Raw genomic sequence first — 16,886 nt, forward strand, 5'->3', positions numbered from 1 at the left:
TACAGCGACGATGACGGTGATAGTGAATGTAATAACCGCCACCTCCGAACGGTTTAGCCTGTTATGAAACGCCACCTCAATGCAAGCACCTGTGCTTGGGAGGTGAGCGGTGTTGAGCCACCTGCTCCGACAAATTTGGCTGTTATGAAACGGCTACTTTTGATGGGGGTTGCTTGTGTTGGTTGTGAGCGGCGTTCCACCGATATAAGCTGGCATTATGGTGTTAGTTGATTGCCAATCTATAACAACTTTGGCTTGTGTGCATACTCCGATACCACCGCCGAATTGGATGATAATGATTGCAGTAGCAGGACAGCTACGATACAACAACTTGTGCCCGTGAGCATAGCCGGTTCTCGCCGAATTGGCAGTGATGACAATGATTGCGGTACGCAAGACAGCTACAACACGACAGCTGCACCTGTGAGCATACTCGGTTCCGCCGCCGATATGCGATGACAATGATTGGCACCGATGACAGCTATGACAGCATTACGTGGCCAATGCGTTTATACACCCAATGGTTTGGTGTTTTTGGTGTTTACCGCACTTTCGCCGATCTGTTCATGGACAACATTATGTTACCGACTACCCCAAGAAACAGCATAGGAGGCAGCCGAGTCCTGCGGTGAATAAATACAGCGACCACGACTTATACCTTCACGCCGAGTGGTGGACAATGGCGTACAGTGACCTTGACGAGTGACGGTGAACAATCAAACGCCCTGGTTTCACTGATTGCCGCAATTTGTTCGGGTGGTAGTATTACTTTACCGACTACTTCAACGAATGGCATCAGGGCAGCTGATTCCTGCGTCGAACAATACCGCTACACGACTTATACGTTTACCCGGAGTGGGGGCAATGCGCGAGTACGTCAGCGATGACGGTGGTGATTCAAAATGCAGTTGTTCCACAGTTCAGTATAGAGAATACGTATTGCAACGAGCGGCGACACGTTGCTCTCGGTATCGGACAATGGAATAACGGGAGTCTGGAGTCGGCGCGATATCGAACAGCAGTTCGGTGGTTATACCTTCACGCCACAGGTGAACAATTGTGCGTTGCCCTTATATTAGATGACGATTACGTCGGGAGCCGTGCGGAGTTTTCTCGACAGACAGCCATTGTTGGGAAGGAAGTGGTAGCTGTGCTGCCTTCGGTATCGGACAACGGAATAGCGGGTACTGGGTACCGGGAGTGATTTCGAATAGGCGAGTTTTGATTATACGTTTACTCCTGCCAGGGTGTGGTCAACCCTATATCCCGAGTGTAACGGTGAGTCCTGCGGTGACACCGACGTTTACGCCGATGGATCCTTTGAGCAGCAGTTCGGGGGTATTGGTGTTGCACCACGAACAACGGAGTGACGGGGACGTGGAGTCCTGCGAGTATCAATCGGGCCACGCCAACTCCCTGTCATTGCCACCTTCACTCCGAGCAGCAATCCTTGTGCGCAAAGCACTACAATGACCATAGAAATTACCGATGTCGTGACGGCGAGTTTCACGGATTTTCCAAGTTTATGTCAGGCGATGCGGTATTTACGCTACCGATCATCTCTTCCAATGGGGTTGTTGGGAGTTGGGCACCGACGAGTGTGAATCCATCTACGATGCCACCGTGGTGAATGCGATGTTTACACCGGGCGGGAGCCTGTGCCCAGAGTTTGGTGGTACCGATCGCATTGGGGATAGAGGGCTGTACGAATCCGACGGCAGAGAATTACAATCCGAATGCGAGTTGTGAAGACGGCTCTTGTGTCTTCATTTGTCCCGACCCCGGAAATTGTGATGACGGGCAATGTTTGAATGGTGCAGAGTGGTGGAATGCTACGCTGTGTCAATGTGCCCCCGGAGAACCCGTTATTCCGGCGAATTGTGATGATGGGAATTGTTACAACGGCTTGGAGGTTTGGGATGATATGAGTTGTTCCTGTTTGGCGGGCGAACCTCCGGTGATACCGAATTGCAACGACAATATCTGTAGTACATTAGATGTCTATGATCCATTTATATGTGAATGTACGCACGAGTTCATAGACCCGCCGAGTTGTGATGACGGGGATTGCAATACTTTAGACAGCTATATAGCGTCACAATGCACCTGTGTTCATACGGTCATCGTACCATTGTGCAATGACGGGGACTGTACGACCGAAGACACCTACGATGCGCAGATTTGCCTATGCATCAATACGCCAATCCTTCCTCCAAGTTGTGATGATGGGGATTGTCAGACGGCAGACAGCTACAACTCATCTATCTGTGAATGCGAACACGAACCGATCGCATTGCCGGTATGCGATGACAACCCTGCAGCACGACAGACACCTACGACAGTGCGAGCTGTTCTTGTGTGTTTACGCCGCTACCGCCTCCGAGTTGTGATGACGGGGATTGTCAGACGGCAGATGTGTATAACTTTTTGACTTGCGAATGTGAGTACAGCCCTATAGAGCCGGGAGCCTGCGATGACAACAATTGCGGAACAGCGGACAGCTATGATGAGGGACTGTGTCAGTGTGTGAACACGCCGATACCTCCGCCGAATTGTGATGATGGAGATTGCAGCACGGCAGACAGCTACAACAGTTTGACCTGTACCTGTGTGTATACGCCGATATCGCCACCAAATTGTGATGACAATGACTGCGGGACAGCAGACAGTTACGATGCGGCTACGTGCAGTTGCAGCCATAGCATCATACCTCCGCCGAATTGTGATGACGGAGATTGCAGCACGGCAGACAGCTACAATAGTTTGACCTGTACCTGTGTGCATACGCCGATATCGCCACCAAATTGTGATGACGGAGATTGCGGGACGGCAGACAGTTACGATGCGGCTACGTGCAGTTGCAGCCATACTATCATACCGCCGCCGAATTGTGATGACAATAACTGTATACAGCAGATGTTTATAATACGCAAACGTGTCAGTGTGAGCACAATGCGATTACACCGGAGCTGCGAGGACAATGATTGCAGCACGGCGGATAGTTATGATGCAGCTGCGTGTGCCTGTGTACATACGCCGATACCGCCATTGGTTTGCGATGACGGGGATTGTAATACAGCCGACAGCTACGACAGCAATACGTGTAGCTGTATCTACCTCCCTGTACTGCCACCAAATTGCGATGATGGGGATTGCGGGACGATAGACAGCTACAACAGCAGCACTTGCAGTTGCGAGCACACGGCAGTAAATCCGGGCAGTTGTGATGACGGGGATTGCGGGACGGCAGACAGTTACGACAGCAGCCTTTGTCAGTGTGTAAATACGCAGATACCTCCGCCGAATTGCGATGACGGAGATTGCCAGACGGCAGACAGCTACGACAGCACGACCTGTACCTGCGTAAATACTTTGATACCGCCGCCAAGTTGTGATGACGGGGATTGCAATACGGCAGATGTTTACAATACCCAGACTTGCGCCTGTGAAAATAACCCGATAACACCGGGAGCTTGCGATGATCAGGATTGCACGACGGCAGACAGCTATGATGTGGCGGCTTGTGCCTGTGTAAACACCCCAATACCGCCGCCGGATTGTGATGACAATGATTGCCAGACGGCAGATAGCTACGACAGTACAACCTGTACTTGTGTAAACACCCAAATACCGCCGCCAAGTTGTGATGACAATGATTGTAATACGGCAGATAGCTACGACAGTGCTACTTGTACTTGTGTAAACACGCCGATACCGCCACCGGATTGTGATGACAACGATTGCAATACGGCAGACAGCTATGACAGTGCTACTTGCAGTTGTATAAACACGCTGCTACCGCCACCGGATTGTGATGACAATGATTGCAACACGGCAGATGTGTATAATATACAGACTTGTGTCTGTGAGCATAACCCGATAACACCGGGAGCTTGTGATGATGGGAACTGCGGCACAGCGGACAGCTATGATGCGGTGCTTTGTGAATGTGTGAACACCCAAATACCGCCACCGGATTGCGATGACAATGATTGCAACACGGCAGACAGCTACGATGCGGCTACTTGCAGTTGTATAAACACGCCGATACCGCCACCGGATTGTGATGACAATGATTGCAACACGGCAGATGTGTATAATATACAGACTTGTGTCTGTGAGCACAACCCGATAACACCGGGAGCTTGCGATGATGGGAACTGCGGCACGGCGGACAGCTATGATGCGGTGCTTTGTGAATGTGTGAACACTCAAATACCGCCACCGGATTGCGATGACAATGATTGCACGACAGCAGACAGCTATGATGCGGCTACTTGCAGTTGTATAAACACGCTGCTACCGCCACCGGATTGTGATGACAATAATTGCAACACGGCAGATGTGTATAATATACAGACTTGTGTCTGTGAGCACAACCCGATAACACCGGGAGCTTGCGATGATGGGAACTGCGGCACGGCGGACAGCTATGATGCGGTGCTTTGTGAATGTGTGAACACTCAAATACCGCCACCGGATTGCGATGACAATAACTGCAACACGGCAGACAGCTACGACAGCACGACGTGTACCTGTGTAAATAGTTTGATACCGCCGCCAAGTTGTGATGACAACGATTGTGGCACAGCGGACAGCTATGACGACAATACTTGTACCTGCGAGCATACGCCGATAGCGGCTCCTGATTGCGATGACAATGATTGCACGACAGCGGACAGCTACGACAGCACGACGTGTACCTGTGTACACACGGTGGTTTCGGGTCAGCCGAATGCGGGGATCAACAGCAGTGGGGAACATTGTATAGAGTCGGGGGAAGTGAGTTTGTTGTCGTTGATGGAGGGCAATCCGGACAGTGGGGGCGTATGGACGGACGGCAGTGGCGCGGTGGTGAGGGGTTTGTTCACGGCGGCGGCAGTGGGGAACTACAATTTTACCTACACCTTAACAGACGGGGATTGCAGCGATGTGGCGCAATTGAGCCTGACGGTGATGCAATGCAACAATATAGCACCGGAGATACCGGAGTTATATATACCGACTGCTTTTAGTCCGAATGGTGATGGAGTGAATGATGTATGGCAGTTGAGCGGCAAGAAGGATATTGCGAAGATCCACGTATCGGTGTTCAACCGTTGGGGGAATGAGGTATATGAGAGCGATGAGATAGACTTCCAGTGGGACGGATTTTACAAAGACACCGAACAGGAAATGGAGGTTTATACGTTCTATATTGTAGTGACATTTGACAACGGGAAAGAAAAATACTACGAAGGAAATTTGACATTGGTACGATAGAATTGTACTGATATGACATTTTTAAAGACTGCTCTTTAACGAAGGGCAGTCTTTTTTATTAGGTACTGATTAAGAATGTATGCTGGTGATTTTTGCAAAAAGTTGTCATATTGACAACCCAAAAGGGCAAAACCAACTTAAATTAGTATGTCTGAAATACTGGTTCAAGTGGTTTGCCCTCATTGTGAGGATACAAATGTAAAAAAAATGGCAAAAAAGCCAATGGTACTCAAAATTTCTATTGTTATAAGTGCAAAAAACAATTTCAATTTGCCTACAAATACAAAGGAGCAGATCCTCGTATTAAACGGCAGGTTCGCTGTATGACCTTCAATGGCAGTGGTATCAGAGATATTCAAAGGGTCTGTAGAATAAGCATCGCGGGCATCTTATTGATCTTGCGCAAGTGGTTCAGACAAATAGAAGAGCCTATTGTTCAAGGACATTTTAAGAAGGTCCAAATTGATGAAATGTGGACTTTTGTCAAACATCGCAAACAAGGCAAACGCTGGCTTTGGTATGCTTATGACGCAGATTCTGGTCAAATTTTAGCTTTTTACATCGGAAAACGCAATAATTCGGCTTGCAAAGCTCTGATGAGAAAACTTGCTCATTTACAAATTGATTCCTACCGAACCGATGATTGGAAGTCTTATAAAAAGTACATTGCTCCTCAAAAGCATATTATCGCAAAGGCTAAAACTACCCATATTGAAAGGCGCAACCGAGATTTCAGAACACATTTAAAAGGCTCTGTCGCCAAACCGTTTGCTTTTCTAAGAAAGATGATATGCACTACGGTATCATTAAAACTTATATCTTTCTTAGAAACAAGTTCCGTACCCCTCTTAATATTCAGCATACATTTTAAATCACTACCTTTTATTATTGAGGTTACAGTAATTGTATTTATTTTTGCTGTGGTTCGTACTCTGTATAATGTGGAACCATTTAGGTATTGATTTGAAATGCTTTTATTTATACTTAAAGCATCAGAAATTTATATTTTTTAAAACAGTATTTTTATTTTTTCACCAATAGCAAAGGCTCTTATGTCCTCCAAAAAATCTTCTCCATTGCGCAAGAACCGTTTTATGACGGATTCAGGTATAGAAATCAATAATAATTATGATTTACCTTCCGGTTTTCAAAAAGAAGAAGCCGGAAATTTCCCTTTTACGCGCGGTATTCATACCGAAATGTATCGCTCGCGCTTGTGGACGATGCGACAATATGCCGGATTCTCTACTGCCGAAGAATCTAACCGCCGCTATCATTATCTTTTACAGCAGGGTGTTATGGGACTTTCGGTAGCTTTTGATTTGCCCACTCAAATCGGCTACGACAGCGACCACCCACTTGCCGAAGGAGAGGTGGGCAAAGTGGGTGTAGCCATCGACAGTCTTGAGGATATGGAGATTTTATTTAAAGGAATTCGCTTGCAGGATATTTCTACTTCAATGACCATCAATGCAAGTGCTTTTATTTTATTGGCTTTGTATGTGGCTCTTGCAAAACGGCAGGGTGCGGATTTGCGCCAAATTTCGGGAACTATCCAAAATGATATTTTAAAAGAATATGCGGCACGCGGCACTTATATTTACCCGCCGCAGGCATCTATGAAAATTATCACCGATATTTTTGAATGGTGCAGTGCCGAATTGCCTAAATTCAATACAATTTCTATTTCGGGTTATCATATCCGCGAAGCAGGCTCTACGGCGGCGCAGGAATTGGCTTTTACGCTCGCCAACGGCAAAGCATACGTAGAAGCGGCATTGAGCAAAGGCTTGGATATTAATGTTTTTGGGCAGCGTTTGTCGTTTTTCTTTAATGCCCATAATAATTTTTTTGAAGAAATTGCCAAATTCAGGGCTGCACGCCGTTTGTGGGCGAATATGATGAAATCTTTAGGTGCTGATGACCCGCGCGCTCAGATGTTGCGTTTTCATACCCAAACCGGCGGTAGCACGCTCACTGCCCAGCAACCCCACAATAATATTGTGCGCGTAACTTTGCAGGCATTGGCGGCGGCTTTGGGCGGCACGCAGAGTTTGCACACTAACGGCTACGACGAAGCCCTTTCTTTGCCTACTGAGGCGGCAGCGCGTATTGCATTGCGCACCCAACAAATCATCGCAGAAGAAAGCGGCATCGCTGACACGGTGGATCCGCTTGCCGGTTCTTATTTTGTGGAAACATTAACGGCAGAATTGGAAGCAGCAGCTCAAAAATATATGGATCAGATAGCTGCTATGGGCGGGGCGGTAAAAGCAATTGAAGCCGGAATGATGCAAAATGAAATTGCGCGGGCATCTTACGAATATCAGAAAGCGATAGAAAGCGGTGCACAGAGTATAGTGGGGGTGAATAAATATGTAGTAGATGAAGCTCCTTACAACGAAACTTTTAAAATAGACGACAGTATCAGGGTGTTGCAGAGCGAAAAACTGCGCCAACTTCGCGCCCGCCGCAACAATGCCGCCGTACAAGCTATCCTCTTGCAACTCCGCGAAGCGACACTCGCCGACCAAAATATTATGCCTATCGTGGTAGAGGCTGTGGAACAATATGCTACTTTGGGCGAAATAGCGGATACATTACGCCAAATTTATGGCGAGTATGAGGGGTGAAATAGTGTTGAAATAATTGATTTTTAATTCCTTTAAAAAAATACATAAAAAAACATTTATTCACTGTTGTGAATTGCAGTGGGTTTAAATTTGTTTTTTTTGAGGCTTGTGTTGTTCATTTTATTTCTTTGTTTTGCGAAAGTGTAACGCGGCTTTGTAAGGGTGTAACCTGACATTGTTTCAGTGTAACCTGACATTGTTTCAGTGTAACGTGGCTTTGCGAGGGTGTGAGATGGCTTTGCGAAAGTGTAACGCGGCTTTGTAAGGGTGTAACCTGACATTGTTTCAGTGCAACCTGACATTGTTTCAGTGTAACGCGGCTTTGCGAGGGTGTGAGATGGCTTTGCGAAAGTGTAACGCGGCTTTGTAAGGGTGTAACCTGACATTGTTTCAGTGCAACCTGACATTGTTTCAGTGTAACGCGGCTTTGCGAGGGTGTGAGATGGCTTTGCGAAAGTGTAACGCGGCTTTGTAAGGGTGTAATCTGACATTGTTTCAGTGCAACCTGACATTGTTTCAGTGCAACGCGGCTTTGCGAGGGTGTGAGATGGCTTTGCGAGGGTGTAACGCGGCTTTGCGGTCGTGCAATACGGTGATGATGCGGAGGCGTGTAAAATAAACTGTGCTATTCGTAAGAAATAGGGTTGTTTAAATGTGAATTTGAATACGGTGGTTTGGGAATATAATTTTGAGTTGAGCAATGGCGATAGTCCAGTTGGATAGGGGCATCTTCCACTTATTCTGAATATTTTTAGCCGCTAGAAAGATGAACTTTATCAAAGCCATATCGGAGGGGAAAGCTCCCTTGTTTTTGGTAACTTTTCGGATTTGGCGATGATAACTCTCACTTTGGGGGTGATATATCTCCTATTCTATAAGAATATCACCTCTAAAGAGGTTAAAAAGGTGTGTTTTTATTTCTCTACTAATATATCAATCCTAACGGGTTTTTTATAAGCGCGTAATGAATCCATAGCAAATAAATTGAGTATTGTTCTCATCATAATTTGACTGTGAAACAGCAGTAACTCAGTATTTTTTAATTAGCCCTTGAATATCAGCAAAAATATCTTACAATATATAAAATCAATCGTCATCAAAAAATAAAATCATTCTCCCGAAAGGGAATAATTTATTTCTTAACCATTTAATTTTTTTTCGTTATGAGAAAAAACAAACAAGCTGCCGCGCTGTTTTCGAGGAAGGCGATAGCGCAGCAGCACATTTATTTTATTTGTCATAAGTTGGGGGGGGACTGCGTACCTGCTTCGCTTTATGGAAATCGCAAAGACTCATAACCGCTATGGCTGTGCTGCTGATATCAAGTAGAATTAACAGTTATAAAGTCAAATGTAAAGATACTGGACAAACCAATCATATAGAGCGTTGGAACAACACCATTCGGCAGGCTTTGGGTAGGCTCACGATAAAAACATTGTCTTTTTCTAAAAGCGAGTTTTTCAATGATATTGTTATCAGGCTTTTTATCATCAGATATAATATTGCCAAATTGCCAACAGTTAATTAAAAACCATTACCTTAAAGCTAATACAACTTTGTGCCTTTGAGCGAAACAACCGAATAATACATTTAAAAATAAAGATGCAAGCGGGGAGCAACTTGTAAAGTTAAATTTCATTCTTATATTTGCAACAAAATTAGATATAAAATATGCCGCAACCTAAAATCACCAAACAAATGTACTTAGAGTGGTACGAATCAATGCTGCGCCAACGCCGTTTTGAAGAGCGTGCCGGTATGTTGTACGGACAGGAAAAAATTCGCGGTTTTTGTCATTTATATATCGGTCAGGAAGCTGTGAGCACAGGAATTGTGGCAGCACTCAACGACAACGACCCCATCATTACCGCCTACCGCGACCACGGTTTTGCGTTGGCACGCGGTATCAGCAGCGATGCTTGCATGGCAGAACTCTACGGCAAAGCCACCGGCTGCTCCAAAGGAAAAGGCGGCTCTATGCACTTTTTTTCCAAAGAAAAACACTTCTACGGTGGTCATGGTATTGTGGGAGCGCAGATTCCGATGGGAGCTGGCATAGCTTTTGCCGATAAATATCTGAACACGGGCAGAGTGACGGTTTGTTTGTTTGGCGATGGAGCAGCGCGGCAGGGAGCTTTGCACGAAACTTTTAATCTGGCAATGATGTGGCAGTTACCGGTGATATTTGTAGTAGAAAATAATATGTATGCCATGGGTACTTCGGTGGCGCGTTCCTCAAATGTCACCGACATCAGCAGTTTGAGCAAAGCCTACGATATGCCTTCGGCTATTGTAGATGGTATGGACTGCGATGATGTGTTTTTTGCTGTACACGAGGCAGCACAACGTGCCCGCAGTGGCGGTGGTCCTACTTTTTTGGAAATAAAAACCTATCGCTATAAAGGGCACTCTATGTCAGACCCTCAAAAATACCGCAGCAAAGAAGAAGTTGCCAAATACAAAGCCGATGACCCCATTGACCATGTATTGGATATTATCCGCAAGAAAAAATATGCCGATGAAGCGTGGATAGAATCCGTAGAGCAAAAAATTCAAGCCGAAATAGACCAATGTGTACGCTTTGCCGAAGAGTCGCCTTTTCCTGAAGCAGCAGAATTGTATCAAGATGTGTATCTGCAAGCCGACTATCCGTATCTGACAGATTAATGCTCAGGGCAGCAAAAGTACCTTTTTAAAATTTTAAAATATATTATCTATATCAACAATAAAAAAAAACAAAACTTATAAAAATAATATGTCAAAAGTAAAAGATCAGCAGCACACGCCGCCGCATCACGAAGAAACCCTCATAGATGAAGTAATAGATGTAGAAGAGTTACAGGGTAAGAGCGAAAAATTTATCCACGATAATCAACGCACGGTATCTATTGCTGTGGGTGCGCTTTTGCTGGTAGCTGCTATTTATTTTTATTTCACGCGCGTATATTTGCCCAAGCAGGAAACCGCCGCCCAAAACGATATGTTTATGGCGCAGCAATATTTTGCCAAAGATTCTTTCCAATTAGCACTCAACGGTGATGGCAACAGTCCGGGATTTTTGGATATTATTGATGATTACAGTGGCTACACCAAAGCGGCAAATCTGGCACATTATTATGCCGGTATCAGTAGCCTCCAACTCAAAGATTTTGACGGAGCAATAGACCACTTGCGCGGTTTTAAAGGAAAAGATAAAATCGTGGGAGCAATGGCACTCGGAGCTACGGGCGATGCTTATGCCGAAAAAGGCGATATGAGCGAAGCAGTGAGCTATTATCGCAAAGCGGCATCTTATAATGCTAACGAATTTACTACGCCGATGTTTCTGATGAAAGCGGCAATGGCGTTGGAGTCGCAAAAAAACTATAAAGAAGCCCTGAATATTTACGAAAACCTCCGCGACAAATACCCGACTACTACACAAGGCAAAGATGCCGACAAATATATTTCGCGCGTAAGTGCAATGTTGTAGCAGATTGTTTTTTGTAAAAAAAAATAATTGATGATTAAAAAAAACGCTGTCGGAAATTTTTTTCTGACAGCGTTTTTTATGCAAATACACCCTGCCGGATTTCTTAATATGATTACCTTTTATTGTTTTTTTTAAAAAATATTGATTCAATAACAACAAACACAAACATGGCAAGCACTCAACACAATTTATCAGAGCATAGCCTCAGCCCCGCCGAACAAGCCCTTGCACCTGCGCTCAAAATCGCCATTGCCGTAGCCGAGTGGAATCCCGAAGTGACGATGGCTTTGCTGCAAGGCTGCCGCGACACACTGCTGCATTATGGCGTTGCCGAAGCCCATATTTTTGTGGAGCAAGTGCCGGGTAGCTACGAGTTGCCGCTGGCTTGTCATTGGCTGTTTCAAAGGCATCAAGCCGATGCGGTGGTGGCATTGGGCTGTGTAGTTACCGGCGAAACCCGCCACGACGAATACATCAACAGTGCGGTATCTCAAAGCCTGATGATGCTCAATTTGCGGCATCAGATACCTTTTATTTTTGGGCTTTTAACGCCGCAAAACCAACAACAAGCCCTCGACCGCGCGGGCGGAAAACACGGCAACAAAGGCGTAGAAGCAGCCATCACTGCCATTAAAATGGCAGCACTGCACAAAAAAATGTTTTTGGATTCGGGCAGAAAATTAGGATATTGAGGCGTTTTTTTCAGTGTTGCTTACGATTTTTTGGCTTCGGCAGGACGCACCTGCAATATTCTCCCGTTCCAGCGAAAGCCGTTGAGTTCGCGCTCGGCACGCTCGGCATCGTAGGGCGCATCAAAGGAGACAAAAGCATAACCCAGAGCCGCCTGTGTGCGGTGATGACGCGCCAGACGGCAGTGTATCACTTCGCCATATTGGGCAAAGAGAGCTTCCAATTCAAAGTCGTCTGTATCGTCAGCAAAGTTGGCAACGTATAAAGTCATCATTTGTATGCAATTAATAGTTGATGATCAACAGAATATCAGCCTTTTACATTCCTCATTTTATCCAATATCTGATTGAGCAAATGCGCTTCTGTTTCGTTGAGAGCCGTCCAAGTTTGCGCATCGCCAAATACCAATTCTTCAATATGCGCCACCAAACCGCTGCCTTTTTCGGTAATAGAAATCTGTAGTTCGCGGCGGTCTTGTTCGGCGTGTTCTTTGAGTACCAATTTTTTGGCAAGAAGTTTATCCATAATTCGGGTGGTATTGGAGTTGGATTCCAACATGCGGGCAGTGATGGCGTTGAGGCGCAAAGGATAAGGCTGTGCCGCCTGCAAAATACGCAACACATAATATTGTTCGTGGGTAATACCGAAACCTTTGATGGCTTTATACACACGCGCCTTCAACTGAAACGCCGTAAACAGCACATTGAAATATGCTTTTTGGGTGTCGCTTTGAAAAACGGCGTGTTGCCATACACTTTCTGTTTTCATCTGCTCTCTTTTTTTTTGCCAAAAATATGGAATTTACGGCAAAGAAAGCTGTTTCATTTTTTTTGATGGTGAAGAAGAAAAAAGGAAGCGTTTAACACTCACTCACATTTACCGGAATATTCACCGCCAAACCGCCTTCGGCGGTTTCTTTGTATTTGTGGTTCATATCCAAAGCTGTTTCCCACATCGTTTTTATGACGGCATCTAAAGAAACCTTTGCGAGTTTCGGGTTGCTTTCCAAGGCTATATTGGCGGCAGTAATCGCTTTTACAGCACCCATAGAGTTGCGTTCGATGCAGGGAATTTGAACCAAACCCGCAATGGGGTCGCAGGTAAGCCCCAAATGATGCTCCATCGCTATTTCGGCAGCCATCAGTGCCTGCGACACCGTACCGCCGCAACAGGCAGCCAATGCCGCCGCCGCCATCGCCGAAGATACACCGATTTCTGCCTGACAGCCCCCCATCGCCGCCGATATGGTAGCGCGTTTTTTAAAAATACTCCCTATTTCGCCAGCTACCAACAAAAAACGCTTTATCTGTTCTTCATTACTGCCCTCCACAAAGCAATAATAATAAAACAGCACCGCCGGCAGCACACCCGCCGCTCCGTTGGTAGGAGCAGTGACGATACGCCCGAAAGCCGCATTTTCTTCATTGACCGCCAATGCCGCACAACTCACCCATTTAAGTACCTGCTGAAACGAAGGGCGCAGCGTGCGTATATGCGCCAGCCACATTTCCACATCATCAAAACGCTTGCCTTCCAATAGTTTTTCGTTGAGATGGGCAGCGCGGCGTACCACCTGTAAACCTCCACTCAAAACACCGTTGGTGTGGCAGCCGCGCCAAATACAGTGTTTCATGTGTTGCCATAGTTCCGACAACTGAGCATCTACTGTTTCGGGGCTGCGCCACGCCCACTCATTGCGGAGCACTAAGTCGGCGATGTGCCAGTTGTTTTGGGTGCAATACTGCTCTATTTCGTAGGCGTGCTCAATAGGGTAGGGCAAATGAAAAGACGCTTCGCTCTGTGCAGCAGCTATTTCGCCTTCTTGCACCACAAAGCCGCCGCCCACCGAATAATAAGTAAAACGATGTATTTGCTCATCAATGGTATGAATTTCAAAACTTAAAGCGTTGGGATGCTGGGGCAAAGATTCGTTGAAATGAAAAACAATATCAGTATTCGGGTCAAAAACGATGCGGTGTTTTTTGAATAATTGAATTTGGCGGTCTTGCTGAATGCGCCCCAACAACACAGGAATATGCGAAGTATCAATACTGCGATAATCCTCGCCACTCAAACCCATCAATACGGCTACATCAGTACCGTGACCTTTGCCGGTTTTGGCGAGTGAGCCGTAAAGATGTACGCGCAAGGCACATACACCGGCTAAATGATGCGATTGTGTAAAAGAAGCCATGCAGTTCAACGCTGCCTGCCAGGGACCCATCGTGTGCGAACTGGAGGGTCCTACGCCTACTTTTATAATATCAAAAATGCTGTATGCTGCCATATTTTTTTATAATAAGATGAAGATACAAATCTGTTTCCAGTGCTGAATGCAGAATACAACAAATTTGACAAAAATTGCTTTAATTTTATGATTTTAACAGTTTTATTAAGAAAAAAAGAACTTATTTTCGCAAAAAAACTTGGCTTTAAATTGTTGATATAATATATGGTTAAAGTATTTGGTTTTTTATACAATCCTATTTACCGGCATTTTATCATCTTCATCAAGCCGCTTTTATTTGCCGTAGTGCTTATCATACTTTCTTTGATTATGGCTACCGGAGGCTATATGATTATTGAAGGTTATACACTTTTGGAGGCTTGGTATATGGCAGTTATTACCTTTGCTACGGTGGGTTTTATGGAGGTGCGCCCGCTTTCCGATGCCGGACGCTTGTTTACTTCTTTCATTATTTTGTTCAATGTTTTTAATTTTACCTATACCGTTTCTGTGATTACTTTTTTTATTTCGGAAGGAAAATTAGAAAAGATTTTTTTAAATTTGAATATGGATCATAAAATATCAAAGCTATATCATCATACTATTATTTGCGGGTGCGGCAAATATGGCAGCGAAATCGCCCAGCAGCTTATTAATCAGGGTTTACCCTTTGTGGTGATAGATAATCAGCCGGAGACGTTCAAAGTTTTTGAAAATCAGCCGCAGGTATTGTATATGGTGGGCGATGTAACACACGACGAGGTGCTGTTGGAAGCGGGTATTGAACGGGCAAGTGCTTTGGTAAGTTCGCTCAACGACGACACGGGCAATGTATATGTGGTACTTACTGCCCGCCAACTCAATCCGCATTTGCGCATTGTGAGTAGGGGAGTAGATGAAAAATCGGAGCGAAAATTGCGGCGTGCGGGAGCTAACTATGTCATTATGCCCGACAAAATCGGCGGTTTCTATATGGCTTCGTTGGTGGCAAACCCACAGGCGGTAGAGTTTTTTCATGTAGTAAGCAACGATGAAGCCGCTACTATTCACTTTGAAGATTTGCCACATGGAGCTTTGCCGCCTTCTTTGTGCAACAAAACCATTCGTGATTTGGAAATCCGCAACCGTACCGGAGCCAATGTTATTGGTATCAAAACCCCCGAAAGCACCTATATCGTCAATCCCGAACCGGATACGCCATTGCGACCGGGTATGCACTTGATTGTATTGGGGCATCGTGAGCAAGTACAACGTTTTAAAAATTTAATCGCCGAACATAGTTAGTAAATTCTTTCACTCGACCTATTCTATTTTTTCTATGCTTATTCATCATTTTTACCGCACATTTACATTATTCAGCCTCTGCTGGTTTTTATATAATAACCCTGCTGCTATTGCACAAGCCACAGCCCCCGATTGTACAACTTATTTTGCCCCGCACGGCAGCGGCATACAAAATGGAGGTGTGCAAATCATTCCCGTACAAACTCCCAAAGGCACTTTAAATGTATGGACGAAGCGCATCGGCAACAACCCGACCGTAAAATTGCTCCTTTTGAATGGCGGTCCCGGTGCTACACACGAATATTTTGAGTGTTTTGAGAGCTTTTTGCCCGCCGAAGGCATTGAATTTATCTACTACGACCAAATCGGTTGCGGTCATTCCGACAATCCTGAAGATACTGCTCTGTGGGATTTGCCGCGCTATGTGGAGGAAGTGGAACAAGTGCGCCGCGCTTTGCAGTTGGACAAAGACAATTTTTATTTACTGGGGCACTCGTGGGGCGGTATTTTGGCGATGGAATACGCGCTAAAATACCAACAGCACCTCAAAGGGCTTATTATTTCCAATATGATGAGCGATGCCATTGCCTACGACCGCTACGCCGCAGAAGTATTAGCTCCGCAAATAGAGCCGCAGGTGCTGAACGAAATAAGAACCATAGAAAACAACAATGACTTTGGCAATCCGCGCTATATGGAGTTGCTGATGCCTCATTTCTATGCCAAACACATTTGCCGTTTGCCTTTAGAGGCTTGGCCCGAACCAATGACACGCTCCTTCAATCAAATCAACAACTCGCTGTATGTAACTATGCAAGGTCCCAGCGAATTTGGTATTTCGGGAAAATTGGAGCAATGGAGTTGTGAGGAAAAACTAAAAAATTTGAATATCCCCACCCTCGTTATCGGTGCTACCCACGACACGATGGATCCGCAGCACCTGCGTAATATGGCAACCTCTATACCGAAAGGGCAATTTTGGCTTTGCCCCAATGGTAGCCACATGTGTATGTGGGACGATCAAAGTATTTATTTTCAGGGACTGTTGAATTTTTTAAAACAGAAACAATAAAACAGAAAGTCTTTCTTGAAAATAAAAAACTGATAATCAATATGTTATGACAATGTCATAAAATTTTTTTATAAAATAATTACACAAAATAAAATTCCCTCTTACAAGATAAAATTGCTTGTAAGAGGGAATTTTATTTATCAGCAAAAGAAAATATAAATATTTTTTATGTCCCTTTCTGAAATTGCCGCTCCGCTCATTATTTATGAGCAAATAAAAGTGTTTTTTCTTAATTTTGCGATATTT

General features: G+C 45.1%; 16 protein-coding genes and 2 pseudogenes. 15 read left to right on the forward strand and 3 right to left on the reverse strand.

Annotation, left to right across the window (positions count from 1 at the left end; all coding sequences use genetic code 11):
* The first annotated feature begins 63 nt into the window (after positions 1-63).
* From IPL35_04775 to IPL35_04835, 13 genes and pseudogenes are all read left to right on the forward strand, one after another.
* Positions 64-231 (forward strand): hypothetical protein, encoded by a 168-nt coding sequence (locus IPL35_04775; GenBank protein ID MBK8442755.1) that lies wholly within the window; start codon positions 64-66, stop codon positions 229-231.
* A gap of 24 nt (positions 232-255) precedes the next feature.
* The gene (locus IPL35_04780; GenBank protein MBK8442756.1) at positions 256-459 is read left to right on the forward strand and encodes a hypothetical protein; all 204 of its coding nucleotides are present in this window, start codon (positions 256-258) and stop codon (positions 457-459) included.
* Positions 460-520: 61 nt separating this feature from the next.
* Positions 521-706: a hypothetical protein gene (locus IPL35_04785; protein ID MBK8442757.1), complete on the forward strand. Its 186-nt coding sequence runs from the start codon at positions 521-523 to the stop codon at positions 704-706.
* A gap of 515 nt (positions 707-1,221) precedes the next feature.
* Positions 1,222-1,473, forward strand: coding sequence for a hypothetical protein (locus IPL35_04790; GenBank protein ID MBK8442758.1), 252 nt, complete (start codon positions 1,222-1,224; stop codon positions 1,471-1,473).
* Positions 1,451-1,630: a hypothetical protein gene (locus IPL35_04795; protein MBK8442759.1), complete on the forward strand. Its 180-nt coding sequence runs from the start codon at positions 1,451-1,453 to the stop codon at positions 1,628-1,630. Before IPL35_04790 ends, IPL35_04795 begins: the two co-directional genes overlap by 23 nt.
* Positions 1,631-2,431: a hypothetical protein gene (locus IPL35_04800; protein ID MBK8442760.1), complete on the forward strand. Its 801-nt coding sequence runs from the start codon at positions 1,631-1,633 to the stop codon at positions 2,429-2,431.
* Positions 2,359-5,262, forward strand: a complete 2,904-nt coding sequence (locus tag IPL35_04805; protein MBK8442761.1) for a gliding motility-associated C-terminal domain-containing protein — start codon at positions 2,359-2,361, stop codon at positions 5,260-5,262. Before IPL35_04800 ends, IPL35_04805 begins: the two co-directional genes overlap by 73 nt.
* 194 nt (positions 5,263-5,456) lie before the next feature.
* A pseudogene (locus IPL35_04810) lies at positions 5,457-6,224 on the forward strand (IS1 family transposase).
* A 132-nt stretch (positions 6,225-6,356) separates the two neighbouring features.
* Positions 6,357-7,895: a methylmalonyl-CoA mutase gene (locus tag IPL35_04815; protein ID MBK8442762.1), complete on the forward strand. Its 1,539-nt coding sequence runs from the start codon at positions 6,357-6,359 to the stop codon at positions 7,893-7,895.
* Positions 7,896-9,249: 1,354 nt separating this feature from the next.
* A pseudogene (locus IPL35_04820) lies at positions 9,250-9,345 on the forward strand (IS1 family transposase).
* A gap of 221 nt (positions 9,346-9,566) precedes the next feature.
* Positions 9,567-10,562, forward strand: coding sequence for a pyruvate dehydrogenase (acetyl-transferring) E1 component subunit alpha (gene pdhA / locus IPL35_04825; protein MBK8442763.1), 996 nt, complete (start codon positions 9,567-9,569; stop codon positions 10,560-10,562).
* Positions 10,563-10,650: 88 nt separating this feature from the next.
* A complete protein-coding gene (locus IPL35_04830) occupies positions 10,651-11,367 on the forward strand; it encodes a tetratricopeptide repeat protein (GenBank protein MBK8442764.1) in 717 nt (238 codons plus the stop codon).
* A gap of 167 nt (positions 11,368-11,534) precedes the next feature.
* Positions 11,535-12,059: a 6,7-dimethyl-8-ribityllumazine synthase gene (locus tag IPL35_04835; protein MBK8442765.1), complete on the forward strand. Its 525-nt coding sequence runs from the start codon at positions 11,535-11,537 to the stop codon at positions 12,057-12,059.
* Positions 12,060-12,079: 20 nt separating this feature from the next.
* Here IPL35_04835 and IPL35_04840 read toward each other — a convergent pair whose 3' ends face one another.
* The 3 genes from IPL35_04840 to IPL35_04850 form a co-directional block, all read right to left on the reverse strand.
* Positions 12,080-12,331 carry an RNA-binding protein gene (locus IPL35_04840; GenBank protein ID MBK8442766.1) on the reverse strand — a complete coding sequence of 84 codons (252 nt, stop codon included), beginning with the start codon at positions 12,329-12,331 and terminating at the stop codon, positions 12,080-12,082.
* Positions 12,332-12,366: 35 nt separating this feature from the next.
* Positions 12,367-12,825 carry a MarR family transcriptional regulator gene (locus tag IPL35_04845; protein MBK8442767.1) on the reverse strand — a complete coding sequence of 153 codons (459 nt, stop codon included), beginning with the start codon at positions 12,823-12,825 and terminating at the stop codon, positions 12,367-12,369.
* Between the two features lie 91 nt (positions 12,826-12,916).
* Positions 12,917-14,344 (reverse strand): L-serine ammonia-lyase, encoded by a 1,428-nt coding sequence (locus IPL35_04850; GenBank protein MBK8442768.1) that lies wholly within the window; start codon positions 14,342-14,344, stop codon positions 12,917-12,919.
* A 165-nt stretch (positions 14,345-14,509) separates the two neighbouring features.
* On the opposite strand from IPL35_04850, the gene IPL35_04855 reads away from it, so the two are divergent.
* Together IPL35_04855 and IPL35_04860 are read left to right on the forward strand one after the other, a co-directional pair.
* Positions 14,510-15,568 carry a potassium channel protein gene (locus IPL35_04855; protein ID MBK8442769.1) on the forward strand — a complete coding sequence of 353 codons (1,059 nt, stop codon included), beginning with the start codon at positions 14,510-14,512 and terminating at the stop codon, positions 15,566-15,568.
* Positions 15,569-15,602: 34 nt separating this feature from the next.
* The gene (locus IPL35_04860) at positions 15,603-16,640 is read left to right on the forward strand and encodes a proline iminopeptidase-family hydrolase (protein ID MBK8442770.1); all 1,038 of its coding nucleotides are present in this window, start codon (positions 15,603-15,605) and stop codon (positions 16,638-16,640) included.
* Positions 16,641-16,886: the final 246 nt, after the last annotated feature.

This window comes from Sphingobacteriales bacterium (assembly GCA_016711285.1).
In the GTDB taxonomy this organism is placed as follows: Bacteria; Bacteroidota; Bacteroidia; order Chitinophagales; family UBA2359; genus JADJTG01.

Excerpts from the sequence above, each read along its gene's own strand:
- IPL35_04775 (MBK8442755.1), top strand. The coding sequence starts at position 64 with ATGAAACGCCACCTCAATGCAAGCACCTGTGCTTGGGAGGTGAGCGGT.
- IPL35_04785 (MBK8442757.1), top strand. The coding sequence starts at position 521 with ATGGTTTGGTGTTTTTGGTGTTTACCGCACTTTCGCCGATCTGTTCAT.
- IPL35_04800 (MBK8442760.1), top strand. The coding sequence starts at position 1,631 with ATGCGATGTTTACACCGGGCGGGAGCCTGTGCCCAGAGTTTGGTGGTA.
- IPL35_04815 (MBK8442762.1), top strand. The coding sequence starts at position 6,357 with ATGACGGATTCAGGTATAGAAATCAATAATAATTATGATTTACCTTCC.
- pdhA (MBK8442763.1), top strand. The coding sequence starts at position 9,567 with ATGCCGCAACCTAAAATCACCAAACAAATGTACTTAGAGTGGTACGAA.
- IPL35_04830 (MBK8442764.1), top strand. The coding sequence starts at position 10,651 with ATGTCAAAAGTAAAAGATCAGCAGCACACGCCGCCGCATCACGAAGAA.
- IPL35_04835 (MBK8442765.1), top strand. The coding sequence starts at position 11,535 with ATGGCAAGCACTCAACACAATTTATCAGAGCATAGCCTCAGCCCCGCC.
- IPL35_04840 (MBK8442766.1), bottom strand. The coding sequence starts at position 12,331 with ATGATGACTTTATACGTTGCCAACTTTGCTGACGATACAGACGACTTT.
- IPL35_04845 (MBK8442767.1), bottom strand. The coding sequence starts at position 12,825 with ATGAAAACAGAAAGTGTATGGCAACACGCCGTTTTTCAAAGCGACACC.
- IPL35_04850 (MBK8442768.1), bottom strand. The coding sequence starts at position 14,344 with ATGGCAGCATACAGCATTTTTGATATTATAAAAGTAGGCGTAGGACCC.
- IPL35_04855 (MBK8442769.1), top strand. The coding sequence starts at position 14,510 with ATGGTTAAAGTATTTGGTTTTTTATACAATCCTATTTACCGGCATTTT.
- IPL35_04860 (MBK8442770.1), top strand. The coding sequence starts at position 15,603 with ATGCTTATTCATCATTTTTACCGCACATTTACATTATTCAGCCTCTGC.